The 18,242-nt window shown below is 48.9% G+C and carries 19 protein-coding genes; 2 read left to right on the forward strand and 17 right to left on the reverse strand.

Going from position 1 to position 18,242, the window contains the following annotated elements:
- Positions 1–24 precede the first annotated feature (24 nt).
- Positions 25–504: an RNA polymerase sigma factor gene (locus KQJ23_RS09510; RefSeq protein WP_216478599.1), complete on the forward strand. Its 480-nt coding sequence runs from the start codon at positions 25–27 to the stop codon at positions 502–504.
- Entirely contained in the window at positions 505–1,110 is a 606-nt protein-coding gene (locus tag KQJ23_RS09515) for a zf-HC2 domain-containing protein (RefSeq protein WP_216478600.1), read from the forward strand.
- Between the two features lie 64 nt (positions 1,111–1,174).
- Here the strand turns inward: KQJ23_RS09515 and KQJ23_RS09520 are convergent, their stop codons facing one another.
- The 17 genes from KQJ23_RS09520 to KQJ23_RS09600 all read right to left on the reverse strand — a co-directional run bounded on the left by KQJ23_RS09520 (position 1,175) and on the right by KQJ23_RS09600 (position 18,160).
- Complete coding sequence (locus tag KQJ23_RS09520; RefSeq protein WP_216478601.1) at positions 1,175–2,155, reverse strand: BadF/BadG/BcrA/BcrD ATPase family protein; 981 nt, start codon at positions 2,153–2,155, stop codon at positions 1,175–1,177.
- Between the two features lie 43 nt (positions 2,156–2,198).
- Positions 2,199–2,537 carry a hypothetical protein gene (locus tag KQJ23_RS09525; protein WP_216478602.1) on the reverse strand — a complete coding sequence of 113 codons (339 nt, stop codon included), beginning with the start codon at positions 2,535–2,537 and terminating at the stop codon, positions 2,199–2,201.
- A 150-nt stretch (positions 2,538–2,687) separates the two neighbouring features.
- Positions 2,688–3,122, reverse strand: a complete 435-nt coding sequence (locus KQJ23_RS09530) for a VOC family protein (protein WP_216478603.1) — start codon at positions 3,120–3,122, stop codon at positions 2,688–2,690.
- Positions 3,123–3,143: 21 nt separating this feature from the next.
- Positions 3,144–3,950, reverse strand: a complete 807-nt coding sequence (locus tag KQJ23_RS09535) for a VanW family protein (protein ID WP_216478604.1) — start codon at positions 3,948–3,950, stop codon at positions 3,144–3,146.
- A 23-nt stretch (positions 3,951–3,973) separates the two neighbouring features.
- Positions 3,974–4,477: a GNAT family N-acetyltransferase gene (locus KQJ23_RS09540; protein ID WP_216478605.1), complete on the reverse strand. Its 504-nt coding sequence runs from the start codon at positions 4,475–4,477 to the stop codon at positions 3,974–3,976.
- A gap of 158 nt (positions 4,478–4,635) precedes the next feature.
- On the reverse strand, positions 4,636–5,685 hold the full coding sequence (locus tag KQJ23_RS09545) for a glycoside hydrolase family 76 protein (protein WP_216478606.1): 1,050 nt from the start codon (positions 5,683–5,685) through the stop codon (positions 4,636–4,638).
- A gap of 74 nt (positions 5,686–5,759) precedes the next feature.
- Entirely contained in the window at positions 5,760–6,677 is a 918-nt protein-coding gene (locus KQJ23_RS09550; RefSeq protein ID WP_216478607.1) for a carbohydrate ABC transporter permease, read from the reverse strand.
- A 13-nt stretch (positions 6,678–6,690) separates the two neighbouring features.
- Positions 6,691–7,539, reverse strand: coding sequence for a carbohydrate ABC transporter permease (locus KQJ23_RS09555; RefSeq protein ID WP_216478801.1), 849 nt, complete (start codon positions 7,537–7,539; stop codon positions 6,691–6,693).
- A 109-nt stretch (positions 7,540–7,648) separates the two neighbouring features.
- On the reverse strand, positions 7,649–8,947 hold the full coding sequence (locus KQJ23_RS09560; protein ID WP_216478608.1) for an ABC transporter substrate-binding protein: 1,299 nt from the start codon (positions 8,945–8,947) through the stop codon (positions 7,649–7,651).
- Between the two features lie 73 nt (positions 8,948–9,020).
- Complete coding sequence (locus KQJ23_RS09565) at positions 9,021–10,313, reverse strand: glycoside hydrolase family 125 protein (protein ID WP_216478609.1); 1,293 nt, start codon at positions 10,311–10,313, stop codon at positions 9,021–9,023.
- A gap of 227 nt (positions 10,314–10,540) precedes the next feature.
- Entirely contained in the window at positions 10,541–11,695 is a 1,155-nt protein-coding gene (locus KQJ23_RS09570; protein WP_216478610.1) for a GntR family transcriptional regulator, read from the reverse strand.
- Between the two features lie 222 nt (positions 11,696–11,917).
- Positions 11,918–12,121, reverse strand: a complete 204-nt coding sequence (locus KQJ23_RS09575; protein WP_216478611.1) for a zinc ribbon domain-containing protein — start codon at positions 12,119–12,121, stop codon at positions 11,918–11,920.
- A gap of 105 nt (positions 12,122–12,226) precedes the next feature.
- Positions 12,227–12,952, reverse strand: coding sequence for a sulfite exporter TauE/SafE family protein (locus KQJ23_RS09580; protein WP_216478612.1), 726 nt, complete (start codon positions 12,950–12,952; stop codon positions 12,227–12,229).
- Between the two features lie 52 nt (positions 12,953–13,004).
- Entirely contained in the window at positions 13,005–13,418 is a 414-nt protein-coding gene (locus KQJ23_RS09585; RefSeq protein WP_216478613.1) for a DUF6157 family protein, read from the reverse strand.
- Positions 13,419–13,448: 30 nt separating this feature from the next.
- The gene (locus KQJ23_RS09590) at positions 13,449–16,901 is read right to left on the reverse strand and encodes a glycoside hydrolase family 2 TIM barrel-domain containing protein (protein ID WP_216478614.1); all 3,453 of its coding nucleotides are present in this window, start codon (positions 16,899–16,901) and stop codon (positions 13,449–13,451) included.
- 172 nt (positions 16,902–17,073) lie between these two features.
- Positions 17,074–17,592: a CarD family transcriptional regulator gene (locus tag KQJ23_RS09595; RefSeq protein WP_216478615.1), complete on the reverse strand. Its 519-nt coding sequence runs from the start codon at positions 17,590–17,592 to the stop codon at positions 17,074–17,076.
- A gap of 130 nt (positions 17,593–17,722) precedes the next feature.
- Entirely contained in the window at positions 17,723–18,160 is a 438-nt protein-coding gene (locus KQJ23_RS09600; protein ID WP_216478616.1) for a hypothetical protein, read from the reverse strand.
- Positions 18,161–18,242: the final 82 nt, after the last annotated feature.

Consider the following 18,242-nt stretch of genomic DNA (forward strand, 5'->3'; position numbering starts at 1 on the left):
ATATATAGTTTAGGAGGTGAGAAAGTGGCGGAGGATTTGGATAGAATCTATAGAGAATACGCCAACCATGTCTATAGATATTTGTTTAGCCTTACGCATGATCGTGATTTAGCCAACGAAATGACCCAAGAAACTTTTTATCGGGCAGTGTATTCTATTCATACTTTTGACGGGTCCTGCAAAATCAGCGTATGGCTCTGTCAAATTGCGAAGCATGTCTGGTATCAGGAACTGGCGAGAAGAAATAAACATCAGAGCCAACAGCTGCATGAGGCTATCCCTTCAACCGAATTATCACCGGAAGGAAGCATGCTCTTTCATAACAATAAGATGGAGCTGTATCGAGCTATCCATCAATTGAGAGAACCCATGCGTGAAATTGTACATATGCGACTATCCGGAGAATTTTCGTTCGCTGAGATCGGAGAAATTCTCGGCAAGAGCGAGAACTGGGCGCGTGTCACTTTCTACCGGGCCAAGCAGAAAATTATGGAGGTGCTATAATTGATCAAATGCCATATTGTCCAAGACTTAATGCCAAATTATGTCGATGGTTTGGTGAACCCGGATACGATGAAAGATATTGAGCAACACCTTCAGGTGTGCGAGTCCTGCCGTGCTCTTCATCATAAGCTGTCCGCTCCGCTGGCGGATCCTCCTCCAGTTGATACCGCGGAATTGGATTATTTGAAAAAGGTTAGAAAAAGGACCTCGAAAAAATGGATAGGTGGAGGCATCTTCCTCTTATTGATTTTTTCCTTATTAACTTATTTTCTCGCAATCGGATCCCTTGTAGACGAGAAGAATCTCACTTACACCACCTCTATTGAAGGTGGAGAATGGCGAATACACTTGCAGCTTACAAATGGAAAGTCCTTGCTTGTAAGGACGGAGCCCATCTATGAAACTCCCGATGCCAACGGAATCAGACGGATAATCGGAACTCGGTTGAAACCTTATCAGCTCGTGCCCTCTCCACTCTTGGAGAGAGGAAACGACACCTTCATGTATGGCGGCACGATGAGCAGCTTCGAGCAGAGAGCGTATAAAGTTGAGCTTCAAATGGCCGATCGTACGATTGAGTTCACATCCGGTCAATTCGTTGAGTAGCCAAAGATTATGCGAAACCCCCATCAGGAGAAACATGCTTCTGATGGGGGTTCTTATTTGCAAACTATGCCTTGCAGGTATCGCTTAGATTTCTCAAAACTTGAGGAGATATCTCGATACCCAACTCTCTGTATGCCAGTAATACGGCACCAGCCACCGGAGTGAATGCCGGCTGTACAAGCCGATACTGCTTGTTATTGCCTCTAGCCATTGCTGCAGTGAGCCGCTGTTGAAAATAATCGCTTTGCGCTACGCTCCCCATGAAAGTCACACTAACCTCCGGTTCTGAAAAATAAGAGGCCAGAAGCTCCGTTCCGACAGCAATTTGCCGGATAGCACGATCACATACCAGCCGAGCCAGCCTGCTATGCTGCATTGCCGCTTTGGTAACAAACGGGGCCAGTTCGGCAAATTTTCGGTTCCGTTCAAGCGGCTCCTTAATAAAGCCATGGAGGGCTAGCAGGGATAGCTCTAGAACATTGCTTGCTTTCCAGAAATGAAGGATGTCCCGAGTCAAGTCCAAATCACTATCATCACTATTCCCCGCCAGCAGCTCGAACGTAGCCTCCATCGCCAACGATCTTGCCGCACTCGCCGCATAATGATGCAGATCATAGTTTTTAATCTCTCTTCCCGTTTCCGTCCTTGCATAAATGATTGAACCAGTTCCCGATATAGACACGATTCCCGGTTCCGCCAGAAAAGCGCCGTAATGAGCTACAACCGCATCGTTCACATGCTTTCTTGGACAAGCCAGTCCGTTTAAAGACGTCAATGGCTGGACCCATTCATAATCGGATTCCCTATCCAAGCCGGCAACACCCGCCGCCAGCATTTTTACCTCAGCAGGGTTTACTTTTGCTTGCTCCAAAGCCGCTTCCATGGCCTGCTGCATATTTTCCTTCGCGCGCAAATCTTTGTAAATGGAAGAAGAACCGCTCTGAATATACGAGAGAACACGGCCGGAAAGATCTGCTATCATCACTCGGGTATGCGTTCCTCCGCCATCAACGCCAATCACAGTCCCATCCCTTTTTTCGCTCATAGCGCACTCCTCCAAGACACGGCTAGTAATAGATCAGCAGAATTCAAATCCAGCGGAATATCCTCCCGTATTTAATCGGGATTTCATTACGCTTGGCCCACTCGATTATTTCTTCGGTATATTCCTCTTCGTTTCCTTTGATTTTAAAGCATAGCAAGCTGGGAACTAACCGTTTTCCCCGCGGCTTGATTCCGATAACCTGGCTGAAGTAGCCTTGAATAACCAGCTTATCGATATGGACTGCAGGTATTTCCTTACGTCCTACAATGATTTTGTCCCCAATAATTTCTACATGACGCGGCTGAATGATCATTCTAATGACGTATGCTACGAGCAAGCCTGTATAGAGCAAGCAAAATGCAATTCCCACTATGGGTGACATAGAGGAGTAAAGACCACTTCCTGAAGACACGGAGTATAACAGCAGCGATATAAATGGCAGAGTCGCAATAAGCCCAACCCATGAGGAAACCGGAAGCTTAATTTCATATTTTTTATTCAAGCTTGTATCTTCCATATCGTCTTCCTTTCTCTAGAAATGGACCATAGCCCCTCTGTCATCAAATACAGCGGTTGGATTCCAAGCAATCTCCCAGGCATTTCCTTCGGGATCGAGAAAATCGGCTGTTCTCCCGCCCCAGAATGTTTCTCCGGCTTCCTTGATGATCTTGCCTCCCGCAGAGCGCACTTCTTCTACAACCTGATCCACCTGATCCGGCGTATCTACATTGATAGCTAAGGTAATTCCCTTAAACCCTTGAACCGGAACAACCGATGCATCCAGTCCGGCATCCTTGATCAGTTCTTCCATAGGAAAAAGAGAGAGCAGCACACCAGCGGTCTTGAATACACTGTAGTTATCGGAACTAATCTCTGTCTCCCGCCAGCCCAATCCCTGATAAAACCGTCTTAGCTCTGGCAGGTTTACTGCTCCGATTGTAATTAAACTTACTCTTTCAGGAACCATAATAGTAGTTTCCTCCTCTTCTTATTCGGCCTTCGCCTTCAGCAAAGGCTGGTACATCATCAAGGCCTGATTGCTTGTAATGAATTCATCCGCAAGCAGTTCGCCATCCGGATTGAATTTTTTCCTGTAGATGGAATTGGTTCGAACGTATCCGCCCCAATACTCTTGGGATATTCGATGATCTCGTTCATACACTTTAAAATAGTGGGCTGGCTCACTCGTTGTCCGCCATTCTCCATGCAAAGATTCCTCGTCCATATAAACGAGCAATTGGTAGGATTGATCCGTGGGATTATAGATTTGTAGATCCAAATAATTATAAGAACAGGTAGCTCCGCTTCCGAAAGGCTGAGTTCGATTCGCATCCGGAAATACATCGTAACTATGACGGTGCCGCTCGGTCACGATTAACGGAGTATGGAGTGTGATCCAATAGATCAAATTGGATAGCTGGCACAGCCCTCCGCCAATTCCGGGTTTGAAGGTGCCATAGTAAAGAACCATGCCTTCCACATAGCCTTTTCGCTTGGTAGGATTGCCGATCCGTTTCCAATAAGAAAAGGTTTCCCCCGGAGCAATCATAATCTGATGGAGACAGGGAATTGCGATTTGCAAATTTTTGATCTTATTGTGCTGGAGCCACATATCCACATTTTTCAACTTTCGAAGAAGCGGGGTAGCATGACTTGCAGCCGAATGAGGCAGATGATCGTCGAGAATGCAGTTTGCGAATGTTACATTTCCGAAATACCATTTCATATACCGCTTAAGCTTGAAATAATGGGAACCCGCCTTGATTCTGAGTCTGGATCTCTTCTTCGGCTTCATCATTCCCCTCCTTCTAACCGAGCTTATTCAAACGTTTTTCCCATATAGAACTCGTCGATATATCTTCCTTCAATATATAACGATTTTTTCTTGGTGCCTTCAATTTCAAATCCCATTTTCTTATATAAAGAAACGGCCGTTTCATTATGAGACATCACGGTTAGTTCAAGTCTTTTTAACTCGGTGTTTTCCCGCCATTCATCCAGAGCTTGAAATAAACGGGTACCCACCCCTTGTCCTTGATAAGCGGCCAGGATTCCTGCAACAATATATCCGACATGCTTGATTCGCCTCGCCTTCCCCCCATCCACTAAGAGATATCCGACAAGCAGATCATCGTGTTCTGCAATCAGGATTGTTGAATTATCGGAAGCAACGAACGACTGTATAAATTTTCTGTGATGCTCAAGGGACGTGTTTCTTTCTCCCGGTTCATACAGCATAAACTTCGTCTCTTGATCCAGCTTATGGCACAGAGCCAGGTGCCTTTCTGCATCTTCTCCCCTTATTTCTCTTATAGATACCATTGGATTCCCCTTCTTCAGTTCCTAGATTCATTCCATAATTATACATCTTGATGCCGAAAACATCATTACCTATATTCTATCGAAAAAAAGGCGGCCTGCTCCGATAGATTACCGAAGCAGGCCGCCGCCCATAACATGATATGATTACTCGATTATGTTCACGCTTGCTGTAGTGCCAATCCTTGCTTCTCCAGCTCCGCCAACCGTTCAAGAAGCATAACCCCGCTAAGCTGCGAGCTTAGCGACACGACTCCTGCAGGTGCTTGGCTCCAATCGGTGCCGAACAGCGGCCGTTCGCTTCGAGCCACTTCCCACAAACGGTTCGCGTTATGCACCAATAGCGATGCTGCAGTCTGCCCACGTTCGCCGACACAGAAACACAGTTCTGCCAGATACCGTACCAGGATGCCTTTGAACAAGCCCCCGTCGCCATCCTCCTCATCCGGAAGCAGCCCATCCGCTCCAGTTAACTCGGCTTCCGTCGCTCCAGCCGTGCGAAGCGCATCGTCCAGATAAGCAGCATCGCCAGTCGTCCGATACAGCTCCACGCCCGCACCGATGAATACACCTTGGCAATAGGTGAATTTCCAATCCTTATCGATCTGCCCGTCCCCGTTCCGGTTCATGCCGTCCCAGACAAAGCCGGTCTCGGGATCGATCAGATTGCGCTTCTGCCAATCATAGATGCGCAGGGCCCAATCAAGATCATCGCGGTCTCCAAAGCTCTGATACAGTCTTGCCGCCAGAATGACAGCTGGCGCGTTTGCCGGGGTATTTTTATAATCCAATTGCGACTTCTGCCAAGCGATCCCGCCGCCCATATGATCGTTCCATCCCGTCTGGATATCCTTCCATAGCAGCAGAGCCGTGTCTTTATAGACTGTGTTTCCGGTCGCATGGTATGCCCTTAGCCAAGCGAGCGCCATCCATTCCATGTCATCATAAAGCTCGTTCGGGTACACGCCGCCATTGCGATGCAAGATGCCCCTGTGCAATTCGGCAAGCGTCTCTGCATATGTCTCCTTGCCGGATCTCAATAATCCGTCCACCAGAGCATCCGCTGCATGAGCCATCCACCAATAATGAAAAATCGTATTGCACTCGCCGTTCGGGCAAGGTGTCTCAATGTTGTACATCGCGATCTCCGGATTCCAAAAATGCTGCCGGAGCGCTTCCTGAGCCAGTTCTGCGCGGTCAGACCACAGCATGTTCTACTCCTCCTCTTTCTCTAGACCAAGCCTTACAGTCCGTTTATTTTGTCCAGATTCAAATAGTTACAAGACTAACCCTTGATGCCGCTAAATGCGATGCCCTGCACGAAGTATTTCTGCAGCAGCAGGAACAAGATCAAGATCGGCAAAATCGCAATTAGCGCGCCTGCCATCATCGGTCCGTAATCCGTCTGATTGTTATAGGTAAATGCCTGTAGTCCCATCTGAATCGTCGCTTTATTCGGATCGTTCAGGACGATCATCGGCCACAGGAAGCTGTTCCAGCCTGCCTGGAAGGTAAAGATGCTGAGCGTAGCGAGTGCAGGCTTCGTCAGCGGCAGATAGATGTTCCAGAAAATCCGGAACTCTCCGCAGCCTTCGATCCGGCCCACTTCCATCATGTCGGAAGGCAGCGTCAGGAAGAACTGCCGCATGAAGAATACGGCGAATGTTCCAGCTGCTCCCGGTAAAATAATACCCCAGAAGGAATTCAGCAAGCCCATGCCTCCGGAGCCGAACAGGTCGTTGCCGCCGAGCAGCGGGAAGTGGCGAAGCACGTAAAAGCTCGGAATCATCGTCACAATCCCCGGGATCATCATAGCAGCAAGCAGCGTACGGAAGATCGGTTGATTGCCGCGAAAAGTCAGCTTGGCGAAGGCATACCCGGCAAGGGAGCCGAAGAATAGATTAGCCAAGACGCCGGCAACAGCCAGGAACAGCGAGTTTTTAAAATAGAGACCGAACGAAACCGTCGTGAATGCATCTATATAGTGCTCCAGCGTGAATTGCGACGGCAGCCAGCGCAGAGGCACCGAGAAGATTTCGTCGCTCGGCTTGAACGAAGTGCTCAAGCTCCAGAAAAAGGGCAAGAACATTGCAATGGCGATCAATGCCGCGGCGGTATAAAAGAGAAGACCTGCTGCGAGCTTGCCAAGAGCGGGATTCGGCGGATTTGCCGAATTTCTGGTTCGAGTAATATGGGTATCCATGGCCTTCCCTCCTTTACACCACCGGTTCTTCCGCTTTGTTGATGCGCATGTTGATCAGCGAGAAGATTAGAATCGCAATCGCCAAAATAAAGGCTTGAGCCGAGGCATAACCCATTTGCAATTGCTTGAAGCCCTGTTGATAGATGAGATACACCGGCGTTTTCGTCACATTTCCCGGTCCCCCTTGCGTCAGCACGAAGGCCTGATCAAACAGCTGAAGCGCACCGATAATCGCCATTGTGCTGATCAGAAATGTGGTTGGCCGAAGCTGCGGCCAAGTAATATACCGGAACCTTGCGAAAGCCGAAGCTCCGTCAAGCTTTGCCGATTCGTATAAATAATCCGGTACGCCCTGTAAGCCTGCAATGTAAATGACCATATTAGAGCCGATCGATTGCCACAGGGTCACCATAATAATGGAGGGCATAGCCGTCTCCGTCTGGGCCAGCCAAGCTGGCCCCGTAATGCCGAACCAGCCAAGGATCTCATTAACGAGCCCGAATTCGGGATGAAGCAGCCAAATCCAGACCGTTGCGGCTGCGACGGCCGAGGTTAATGTCGGCATGTAATTCAGTGTCCGGAACATCCGGATACCGAAGCGCTTGAAATTCATCAGCATCGCCATTCCGAGCGATAACAGGATATTCAACGGCACAAAGATAACCGAATAAAAAATAACGTTTTTGAATGTGGTCCAATACAGACTGTCATTAAATAACCGTTGGTAATTATCCAGTGCCACCCAGTCCATCCGGCTTAAGACATCATAGTTGGTGAAACTTAAGTACAAAGCCATTACAACCGGTATGATCGTAAATACAGCGAACAAGAGCAGTGTCGGGGCGATAAACACGTAGGCCATTTTTTCCTGATGCCTGTTCAGCTTTCCTATCGAAGCCAACCTTCATCCCTCCCTCCGGGTACACCAGGAGCCCCTTTCAGGCTTCCCGGCCACCCGTTCATGAATACTGTTATTCGACGATCGCATTATCCTGCAGAAGCTGGTCGCCCCGTTGCTGGGATTTGGCCAGTGCATCCTGCGCGCTAAGTTTGTTCTGCTGGAACAATTGGAGGTTCGGAATCAGGCCGTCATCCTCCATCACGGAGTAGCCTGGATGCTGCGCACGAATCTTGGCAAATTCCAGCGTCTCGAGGAATGGCTTCCAAAGCGGATCTTCCTGGAAGAACGGATCTTCGATCGCCGGCTTGTAGCCTGGAATGTTCAAGCTCGTCTTCGCCCACAGCAAGGCATTGTCCTTGTTGGCAGCCCACCATTTCATGAACTCCCACGCTTCTCTCTGGTGCTTAGAGCCTTCGGGAATAACCAGGCCGAGTCCGCCCATCACGCTGCCTTTATCGCCATTCGGTCCGACCGGAGGCGTCACGACGCCGAAATCAAGGTCTTTGCCATATTTTTTATACGTGCTGAGCATCCATGGTCCCGTATACTGCATAGCCAGCTTTCCAGTTACAAAGGCATCTGTTCCCTCACCCAAGCCTTGCTCGAAGCCGATTTTATACACTTTATCCTCTTTCAAAAGGCGGTTCCAGTACTCCAGTACGGCAAGTCCTTTCTCGTTGTTGAAGTTCGTCTTCGTTCCCGTCTCATCCATCATTTGGCCGCCGGCCTGCTGCAGGTACATATTAAAGAGTCCGACATCCGCCAGGGAGAAGCCGGCTACCTCCAGCTTATCCCCGTTCCATTTGGTGGTCTTGATTGCCGCCTGCTCGAGCTCATCCCAGTTAGTCGGAGGCGCCACACCGGCATCGTCAAGAATTTTCTTGTTATAGAACAACGCTCTTGCGTCTACTGTCAGCGGAAGGCCGTATAGCTTGCCGTCATAAGACAGCTCTTTAAGGGCTTCGGTATAGAAATCGTCCTTGTTGATATTGTCCTCTTCCATGAATTCGTCGATCGGATGAAAGACATTTTTAGGCGCATAGAGCGAGGTCCGCCAACGATCCCAGAATACGAGATCGGGCGCGGCTCCGCCTGAAGTTGCCGTCGTCATGAACTTGGTGATCATGTCCTGCTGCAGCACGTACTTGACACGGATTTTGTCCTGGGATTTGTTGAAGGCATCCACCATTGTCTCGAATTGCTTCTGGCCTTCTCCGGCCCAATCTCCCCAGAAGGTCAACTCTACCGGCTTGCCGGAGAACGCTCCTCCATCGCCTGTCGATGCATTGCCCTGTGTCTTCGAGCCGCACCCCGCCAGCAGAGATGCCGCTACAAAGACGGTCAGCAACATGGAAACCCATTTTTTCATGATCAAAAACCCTCCTTCGGAATTCTTTCTCTTCATATTTAGCTTGTTTGCATAGTAGGGAACTCTAAGAACTCTAGAGCTGTACCCGGATACCGCAATAATCCATCAGAAGCTCGCAGAACATCATGTTTGCCCATGAGAACCAGGGTCTAGAAAATTTGCTCGGATCATTCGGGTCAAAGCTTTCATGCATCAAGCCGGTTCCCGCATCAGTCTCGCTCATCATCTGTAGCAGCCGCTTCTTCTCGGCCGGATTGCGGTCCGTCAAGCCTTGCACAGCCAGCGCAATCGGCCAGACATAACCTTCCTCCGTATGCGGGCTGCCGATTCCCTCCGCAGTGCTGCCGCGATAGAAGTAAGGATTATGGTCACTCAAAATAAACCGGCGCGTATTCTCGTAAATCTCATCATTCGCCCCCCGATATCCAAGGTAGGGGATGGACAGCAAACTCGGAACGTTGGCGTCATCCATCAGATTGTAGTTGCCGAGACCATCGGTCTCGTAGGCATAGATCGGGCCATATTCCGGATGGCGAACGATACCATGCTCCTGAATGCCTCGTTCAATCTCACCGGCGAGCTTGCCGGCCCGGTCATAGAGCGCTTCATCCTTAAGCACCTCACGTGCGATCTCCTGAAGGTAGCCCAGCACGACAACCGCAAACATGTTGGAAGGAATCAGGTACCCGTAAGTGCAGGCATCATCGCTCGGACGGAATCCGGACCAGGTCATACCCGTATAGGCCGTCTCCGCTCCCTTTCCGTCGCGGATCAAAGTATCCGTAGCCGCGCAGTCTCTTCGCTGGAAACGGTAAGCCGATGCAGTCTCATGATTCTGCTCTCTCGTCCACAGCTCGAGGATGGCGTTGGCCGCTTCCCGGAACAAGTCACCCAGATGCGAGGTTCGGCCGGTATTTCTCCATAACAAGTAACTGAGCTGAAGCGGATAGCAAAGGGAGTCGATCTCGTATTTGCGCTCCCAGATCCAGGGAGACATCTCCGTTTCGTCCGTCTGGTGGCCTAATCCGTTAGGCTCCTGATTGAAAGCGTTTGCATATGGATCAAGTAAAATCGACCGCAATTGTCTGATGACCAGCCCCTCGATCAGATCCGCCGTTTGCTCATCCCCAGCGGCAAGCACCAGAAACGGCCTGACCTGTGCCGTTGAATCCCTGAGCCACATCGCAGGAATATCTCCGGTAATGACAAAGGTGGTGCCATCCTCCATTCGCTTCAACGTCGTCCCCCAGGTATTGCGGATAGCATTTTTGAAAATAGATAATAGGTGCGGCTCTGATTCCGGTTTCTCTGACATCCGATACGTCAGCTGTTCCAGAGCTGCCGGCTCCCGGCCCAATGATTCCATGCAACAACCCCCTCCTGCTGTATTTAGTTGGGAAAATCAGGTTAATGATGCTAATCATATATCATTTGTTGTTACCGCTTGCATAAGCACATTATAATTTGGCTATAATAATATGTCAACATGCTTTTTATAACATTTAAACATAATGATATAATATTAGACCTTCCGCCGAAATAGAACAAAAAAACCGCCATCTCAAAGGATCGCGGTTACCTCATTGCGATAAATTATTTGCTTTTCCGCGCAGGACCGGTAGAGGAACCCCGAATAAGTTCGGCATCCAGCTGGATTTTTCCCGGCACGCTCTCTCCGTTCTTGAGCTTTAAAACATGTTCGAAGGCTAGCCGCCCCATTTCCTCTTGTTTCTGCCGCATATGCGTAAATAAGAACCCACCCGCATAGTCAGGGCTGTCAAAGCATACGATCGACAAATCCTCGGGAATTCCGAGACCTATTTCACGCGCCGCTTCATATGCCAGTTGAGCAATGTTGTGCTCGATAGCGAACAACGCCGTAATTTCGGGATGCTCCTTCAAATGCCGCTTGATGTTTTCCTTTTCTTTTTCTTTATTCTCGGGAACGAATGCGGTCGGCAGCGTCGCCATAATCCGATCCATCCACAAGCTGCGATCGACGGCGATACCGCTTTCGGCATGGGCCTGGATGAACCCTTCGATCCGTTCCTCAATCGCAGTTGTATCCTCCGGCGGGCCTGTCAGCATCGCAATGCTAGTATGACCAAGCCCGAACAAATAATTGACGAGCTCCTGGGCCGCAGCCACATTGTTGGTGCTGATCGAGCTTGCCGATACCCCCTTGAGATGGCGATCCAGCAATACGAACGGAAACTGACTGATCACCAATTTCAAAATCTCGGCGTTAAAAAACTCGCCTTGCGCCGGGAAAATAATCAGACCGTCAACCCCCAGCTCCAGCAGCCCTTGAATAGCTTCTTGCTCATTGGCAGGCACTCCAAGGGACCGGCGAAGGATGAGATAGCTGTCATGCTGCCGTGACGCTTCCTCCAATCCGTAGACCAGGCCGGTTCCATAGCTGTCGCCAAAGTCGGTCATGATCAGGCCGATCAGCAGCTTGCCCGGGTCACGGCGGGATTTCCCCGTCGGACCAACCGGACCCGCGGCAGCCTTCGTGAATTCCTCGGAGACAAAGGAACCGCGTCCAGGCTGGCGTACAATATATCCTTCCTGCGCGAGAATCTCCAATGCTTTCTTGCTTGTAATCCGGCTGACGTTATAAGCTTCGCCCAGCTCCTTCTCTGAAGGGATCCGTTCGCCGGGAGCATACTTTCCCGATACAATCTGCTCGCGCAGTGCCTCGAAGATTTGCTCGTACATCGGTTTTGAGCTTGTATCATGCGACATGGTAAAGCCTCCTCTGTGGGAACACACCGATCCCTGTCAAGGAATATAGCTAAACATCGGGGTGCATATGTAAACGATATTAAATAATATATCATGTTATACTATTTTTGTGAATACTAAAGATCATCAAAAGCTTGGAGGACGAAGTTAAGCGCGACAAAGACCGGCTCAAGCACGTGAGCCGGTCTTTGTTGGCATCTGTAAGTTAAGGTTGGGCTGAAATCAGCCAAAAAACAGGTCAAGCACATTGGATCCCGTGGATGAAGCTTTATTGTAGAACTCGGAATAACCGCATTTTGCGCAGTATACGACAACAAATTGATTGTGCTGGATATCAAACATCTTGGAAAGACCCGTGCCGGTCATAGCCACTTCTTTCGTTCTTGCGTCTCTGCTGCCGCATTTGAGGCAACCTTGCTTGTTCATTACGTATCCCTCCGTATTTTTTGCTGTTGTTTAACTTATACGTTTGAATGAACATTGCGTTCCTATATCGATATCCTGTCTTTACCTTACCCTCCTACAGAACGACTAAAATGGAATTGCCCCAAGGATCATCGAAACGGATGAGGCTATTAATAAGTAAATGACAAGCTTTCTAAACATCTGCTGGTCAATCCACCTCGCCATAGCCATGCCTATTCCAGTGCCTGCAATCATGATGACGAGCAGTTGGACGATGATGGATGCAACCGCTCTATCCAGTGTTCCATTAAAGTAGAATATCCCTAATGTAGAAAGGTTAAGGAAGATACTATAGAATGCCAAGTTTGCTTTGAATACCTGCTGATCTTTTCCCTGATTCGCAAGGAAGAGGACGAGCGGAGGACCGCTTGCGGAGATGCTGCCATTGAGTATGCCGCTTAACAAGCCTACCGTTGGATAAGCCAAATATTCATTTCGAATCGGAAATGTGACCTTCCTGAGCAGGAGAATCGCAAAGCCGAAAATCAGCAGACCAACGCTAATTTTAAGGATGATGGCATCCAACACCAGCAAAAGATAACCGCCGATAGGAATTCCGATAAATCCGAAGACGATAAGCAGCCAAATCTTTTTCAACTCCACATGCTTGTATAGTCTCCAGATCATGACCAGATTAGACACCAGGCTTAGGCCGACAACAATGGGCACAATCTGATTAAACGGCAGGGCCAAGGACAATAACGGAACTGCTATGAGCGCAAAGCCGAAGCCTGTCAGTCCCTGAGCGACGCTGGCAATGAGAACGATTAGCCATCCATATACCATAGTCATGATAGTTAACATGGTTTCTCTTCTTTCTCTTCATGAAGTTGTGCGCTCTAAGCTAGCTTTTTCGGCTGGAACGCATTGCTTTTACTTGCTGAATTGAACGGTCCTGCAATAGCTGCCGGTATTCCTCGGATTCAACAGCATAAAGCGCCATTTTCCCTTCGGCATTATGGTGTATTCCCCAACCGTATCGCTTGCCCAATGCAGACGCACGCAGACAGGCCTGGCTCCTGGAAAAAAACTTCTCCCGCTCCAGATCCTTATCCTCTTCCTTAATTCCGTTGCGAACAGCATGTGCTTCAAACAGCACATCCTCTTGGGTATAGCCATACGGGCTGCGCGAAATCAATTCATACTGTATCACAGGAACCGTCTTTAGGCCGCCTTTGGCTTGGGGAATTTCCGCTGTGCTTACCGGACAATCGTCTGCGACTGCAATGAATGTGTTGTAGTAATTGATGTCTTTCATCGAGAAATCCCCCTCGCAATTTATACGAAACTATCGCTCAAACTTGAACCAACTGAAGTTAAACCGGCTGCCCGGCAAAAATATAAACGTGACGTCCTGAACCCCGTTCACTTTCGGTAAGGCAAATTCCTTGGTTACATATCCATCCGTAAAGGTGAATTCAATCAGCTCCTGCCGGCGCTCTCCTTCTGGATCAGCAAAACGCACATGAACCGTATTTTTATCAATTGGGGAATGTCCGCAGAGGGTCAGTCTGGTTACTCCTTCAGTGCCAAAATCCATCTGTTGGAATTCCAGGGACACATTATTCCCGATCCCTTCGACACAACTGCCCGCCAAATTGAAATTGTCACCATAGATATGATCGCAGTCCGCAGCTGCGTTTTGCTCCAATGCACGGTTTTGGCGTGTGAATGTAAAGCCCTTGATATGGATTTTTGACCGGAGCACAAAACAGATGGAGGTTATTCCACGCAACCGTTTGTTGAGGCGGAACGTCTCCTCCTGATATACATTCCACTTGGTCTCCTTCTGATAGATGACCTCGGCTATACGCTCGCTGCCCTCCTCACCAGGCATGCCTTCCCAAATTTCGATCGGGTAGGGTTCACTGGATAAGGCGAAGATCGGAATCGTAATCTCATTCGAGCCATGAGGACCGAAGTCGAGCTGCCGGAAGCCGACACTGGTTTCTCCGTCCCGACTCGTCGATACGCCACGTTCATTCCCGTTACTCACATCGCCATTACTATAATCATAGAGTCCGCCCGAGATAAAACCGTAAGGGTCCTTGCCGGCAGTACCAAGCCCTGTTACCTGGAATTCAAGCTCAGAAATCAGCTTAACCTTGTCGCTTCCATTCGTACTGGTGCACCGCACACGGAAATCCCCGTCTCCCAGAGCAGTCACGGTCGCCGTAAGGCCCTCTCCTTCAATCAGAGCCAGGTTGGACGGAATACCCGCATCGTTCACCACACTCCATTCCAGTTCCTTATAGGAAGTGTTGAAGGGATGCAATCGGGCTTCCACCTGTACCTGGTTACCGGATTCATTTAATTGCTGACCGCCCCGGCTAACCAGCTCGATCTTACGCAGCGGAATTTCATCTGGACTCCCCATCACAATCAGCATCTCCTGATTGCTCATGACGGCGGAGAGTCCTTGCTGCTCCTGCGGCGCAACAGAACAAGCCTCAAATTCCATCGTCCGGCTGTCCATGCCGTTAGAGCTCACCTTCAAGTAAACCTTACCGGGTGACATGCCTGCTGCAATAATCGCCATTAGCTTCCCGCTGAACAGCCTCCGGCTGGTGCCCTTATACGGGTCATAATCTGTGCTGTCTCCGTTGTCCAGTCCAACCAACCGGCCGGCTCCCGTGACTTCTACAGTAACGCGGTTATTTGCATTCTCAACCGGGCGTCCGTCTTCATCATCCATCTGAATCTCTACGAAAAGAAGATCTCTTCCGTTAGCAAGCATTGTTGGTTTATCGGCTTTGAGTCTAATCTGGCTCGCATCCTTAAAGGAATGGCGAACTTCCGTAGCAATGATGCGGCCATTTTCGTCGTAAGCAACGGCTTTAAGCTCCCCTTCCTGATAAGGAAGCTTCCATGATCCGACCAACTGCCGTCCATGACGGTGATCAATCTCATGAGATCCTACAGAGATACCGTTGTAGAACAGCTCCACTCGTGGAGCATTAGAGCAAATGCGAACATCGATGATTTGACCCGGATTGAAGTCCCAGTATGGAAACAGGTGCACCATGGGCCGGTCTTTATAGCTCGTCCACTCTGCTTGGTAAATATAATAAGAATCCTTTGGGAAAGTCGCCGTGTCCAACTGACCGAAGTAGGAATTCTTGGTATGGTAAGGCGTAGGCTCTCCAATATAATCAAATCCGGTCCAGATGAATTGACCCAGCGAGAAGGGGGCATCCCGGTCATCCATAATGCAGGCCTCTGCTGATTTGGCCCCCCAGCTTGTAGAACTGTTGCCGAGTGCAGAGCATTGTTCATCATCATCCGATAAAATAGGCTGCTCGAACGGGAAATGATAAATACCCCGGCTTTGCACGACCGAAGCTGTTTCACTGCCGTAGATGATCCAGTCCGGATGTTCGGCATGGTGTTGCTCATAATATTTTTCACCATAGTTGTATCCTGCGAGCTTGACGATGTCCGCGCATTTCTGCGCATTCTCCCAAGGCATGAAATTGGAGCCAATCGTGACTGGAGCATTCTGCTTCGGATCATGCTTCAGCACTTCCGCCATCAACATGCGAGTAATTTCCTGGCCCCGTTCATCCGCATGGGTATCATAAATTTCGTTGCCGATGCTCCACATCAGCAGTGAGGGGTGATTGCGGTCCCGTCTGACCCAGCTCTTCACGTCCACGGCAGCCCATTCCTTGAAAAATCGAGCGTAATCATAAGTCGTCTTCGGTCTCTCCCACATATCGAATGCCTCAGAGACGACAAGCAGCCCCATTTCATCCGCAAGATCCATGAGCTCAGGTGACGGCATATTGTGAGCCGTGCGGATCGCGTTGACACCCATTTCCCGGAGAATAAGAAATCTTCGGCGCAAGGCCTCCAGATGGAATGCCGCTCCGAGCGCTCCAAAGTCATGGTGCTCGCATACGCCATTCAACTTCATGGAGGTTCCGTTGAGGAAGAAGCCCTTCGCTGGATCCATTACAATATCCCGGAAACCGACGGACTGTGTTACTGATTCGACTAACACTTCCTCTTCAGGACGATCTGATCCAAGCAAGTCTGATCGTAGTTCAGTCACTAGCTTATACAAGTGCGGTTTATTTGTATCCCATAAATTCGGGTCAGTTACAGTCATTCTCTGGCGGCTTACGCAGCCGGCTGTTCCCTGATCGGCGGCAACCCGTTCCGAACAGGACTGTATAGCCTCTCCTTGGTAATACAGGGTATGGTGAAGCACAGCCTCCCGGTCAAGCTTAAGCTCTGTCTCGATATCAACATGCCATTCATTCTCGGCATGCTCTGTCGTCAAGTAGATACCGTCGGTCTCTATGTAGCTTCCATCCCTTGTCTTAAGCCACACGCTGCGATAAAGGCCTGCTCCGGAATACCAGCGGCTGTTGGGACCTTGATGCACGACCTTCAACAAGATTTCGTTCTCGCCGATTGCAAGCGCCTTCGTAATATTGTGCTCGAAGGAAGAATACCCGTACTTCCAATCGCCGATCCACTGGCCGTTGACATACAGGGAGGAATCCATGTAAACACCATCAAAAGCTAACAGCATTTCCTGAGCTTGATCCCGCTCCGTAATCACAAGCTTTTTCCTGTACCAGCCGATACTGTCTTCATAAAGATCAAGTGTATTATAAATTAGCCAGTCGTGAGGAATGTCTACCGCCTCAAAAGTCAAACCAACCGGTTCCTCCAGACCGAGGTTGCTCTTTGCGAATTCCCATCCATCGTTAAATCTGACTTTTCGATTCATTATACAATTCCTCACTTCCGTGTCGATGATTATAGACTGTTCTATATACATGTTCTCCTGAAACAATCGTTTTCCTTCCCTGCATTCATTTCAAATCTGCTAATGATTAAAAAAAAGGACTCCCTTCTCGAGCACTACTGTGCCGAGAGAGAGCCACATTAAAGGTTGAGTATTAGACATATACTCTTGCCAGCCACTCCGTAACTACATCGTCTATAATCGATTTTGTCGCTTCTAAATCTTTGTCCATGACAACAGATAGCTCACTGCTTAACAATTCCTCCGCTTGCTTCAACGTTCTTTGCTCTGTTGTTGTCAGTTTCTTGCCGCTCTGAATGCTATCCATCTTCTTATACTGGATGTTTTTAATAATCCGGAGTAAGCCCGTACACTCCTGATTTTTTAATAATACATCATATTCATCCTGCATATTGGATCGTACATCGGCCGGGGCCTTGCTCTCCTCCCTTACCCGGTCCAGCAGCTGCCGGGCTTGCTCAGAAGAGATGACCGGCCGCATCTGCACCTTCGTATCCACCGGCGTATAGATCACTTCCGTGCTGCATACCGGCTCCAGCTTATAATACAGCTTCTTATCACCGACATGAAATGAAAGTTCCGGGTAGTCAATCGATGTAACTTGGCAGACTCCGCTATGACCGTATACAACAAACTCTCCAATCTTAAACACAGGTTCGCCTCCCTTACATATTGGAAAAACCCCGAAGCTACCTGGATAACAAAATCCTTAGCTTGGGGCACTCCCTATGCCGTCTGAAATTGTCTATATATTAATTATACCATACATATGTCAAGTCGGCTTATTCTCTATCCCTTATCTGAAGCAATTGTGCGCCGGAGCCCTTATATTTGTAAGTATAGCTGCCCTCTATATAATACCGGTCAATCCATAAGAGCACCTCGCGCTTGTATGCATAAGCCTGAGCCAGCGCAGCAGCGCTTATGGCTCCCGTTCCGACCAAATGGCGCTCCTCCATGGGAACAGTGACATCTGTAAAGCTCAGCCATTCTACCTCAGACAAGCTTTTTGCATATGCCTGAAAGTTCAAGCGGTAATCCCTAATCACCTTCTGGTCTTCATCCATTTTGAACTGATTCAGCAGTGCATTAGTGATACTATCCCATTCGTCCTGCCAGGCTTCAAGATAAACATTAGATAGATAATTTCGTTCCGGTGTAGATGATGCAATTTCAAAATCCGTTTTAAAAGCTTCATCAATCGGATTTCCTGAAATCAAAAGTTGGTGCGATTTTTCCGCAGGTCCTTCGATCGGATCGTTTTCAGGTATTGCTGTTATTACGTTTTCTATATTCGAATGT

Origin of the sequence: Paenibacillus brevis, from assembly GCF_018919145.1 — a bacterium.
Taxonomy (GTDB): domain Bacteria; phylum Bacillota; class Bacilli; order Paenibacillales; family Paenibacillaceae; genus Fontibacillus; species Fontibacillus brevis.

Excerpts from the sequence above, each read along its gene's own strand:
- KQJ23_RS09575 (WP_216478611.1), bottom strand. The coding sequence starts at position 12,121 with ATGAACAAGCAAGGTTGCCTCAAATGCGGCAGCAGAGACGCAAGAACG.
- KQJ23_RS09535 (WP_216478604.1), bottom strand. The coding sequence starts at position 3,950 with ATGAAGCCGAAGAAGAGATCCAGACTCAGAATCAAGGCGGGTTCCCAT.
- KQJ23_RS09540 (WP_216478605.1), bottom strand. The coding sequence starts at position 4,477 with ATGGTATCTATAAGAGAAATAAGGGGAGAAGATGCAGAAAGGCACCTG.
- KQJ23_RS09565 (WP_216478609.1), bottom strand. The coding sequence starts at position 10,313 with ATGGAATCATTGGGCCGGGAGCCGGCAGCTCTGGAACAGCTGACGTAT.
- KQJ23_RS09550 (WP_216478607.1), bottom strand. The coding sequence starts at position 6,677 with ATGGATACCCATATTACTCGAACCAGAAATTCGGCAAATCCGCCGAAT.
- KQJ23_RS09580 (WP_216478612.1), bottom strand. The coding sequence starts at position 12,952 with ATGACTATGGTATATGGATGGCTAATCGTTCTCATTGCCAGCGTCGCT.
- KQJ23_RS09545 (WP_216478606.1), bottom strand. The coding sequence starts at position 5,685 with ATGCTGTGGTCTGACCGCGCAGAACTGGCTCAGGAAGCGCTCCGGCAG.
- KQJ23_RS09560 (WP_216478608.1), bottom strand. The coding sequence starts at position 8,947 with ATGAAAAAATGGGTTTCCATGTTGCTGACCGTCTTTGTAGCGGCATCT.
- KQJ23_RS09530 (WP_216478603.1), bottom strand. The coding sequence starts at position 3,122 with ATGGTTCCTGAAAGAGTAAGTTTAATTACAATCGGAGCAGTAAACCTG.
- KQJ23_RS09585 (WP_216478613.1), bottom strand. The coding sequence starts at position 13,418 with ATGAAAGACATCAATTACTACAACACATTCATTGCAGTCGCAGACGAT.
- KQJ23_RS09555 (WP_216478801.1), bottom strand. The coding sequence starts at position 7,539 with ATGGCCTACGTGTTTATCGCCCCGACACTGCTCTTGTTCGCTGTATTT.
- KQJ23_RS09570 (WP_216478610.1), bottom strand. The coding sequence starts at position 11,695 with ATGTCGCATGATACAAGCTCAAAACCGATGTACGAGCAAATCTTCGAG.
- KQJ23_RS09590 (WP_216478614.1), bottom strand. The coding sequence starts at position 16,901 with ATGAATCGAAAAGTCAGATTTAACGATGGATGGGAATTCGCAAAGAGC.
- KQJ23_RS09520 (WP_216478601.1), bottom strand. The coding sequence starts at position 2,155 with ATGAGCGAAAAAAGGGATGGGACTGTGATTGGCGTTGATGGCGGAGGA.
- KQJ23_RS09525 (WP_216478602.1), bottom strand. The coding sequence starts at position 2,537 with ATGTCACCCATAGTGGGAATTGCATTTTGCTTGCTCTATACAGGCTTG.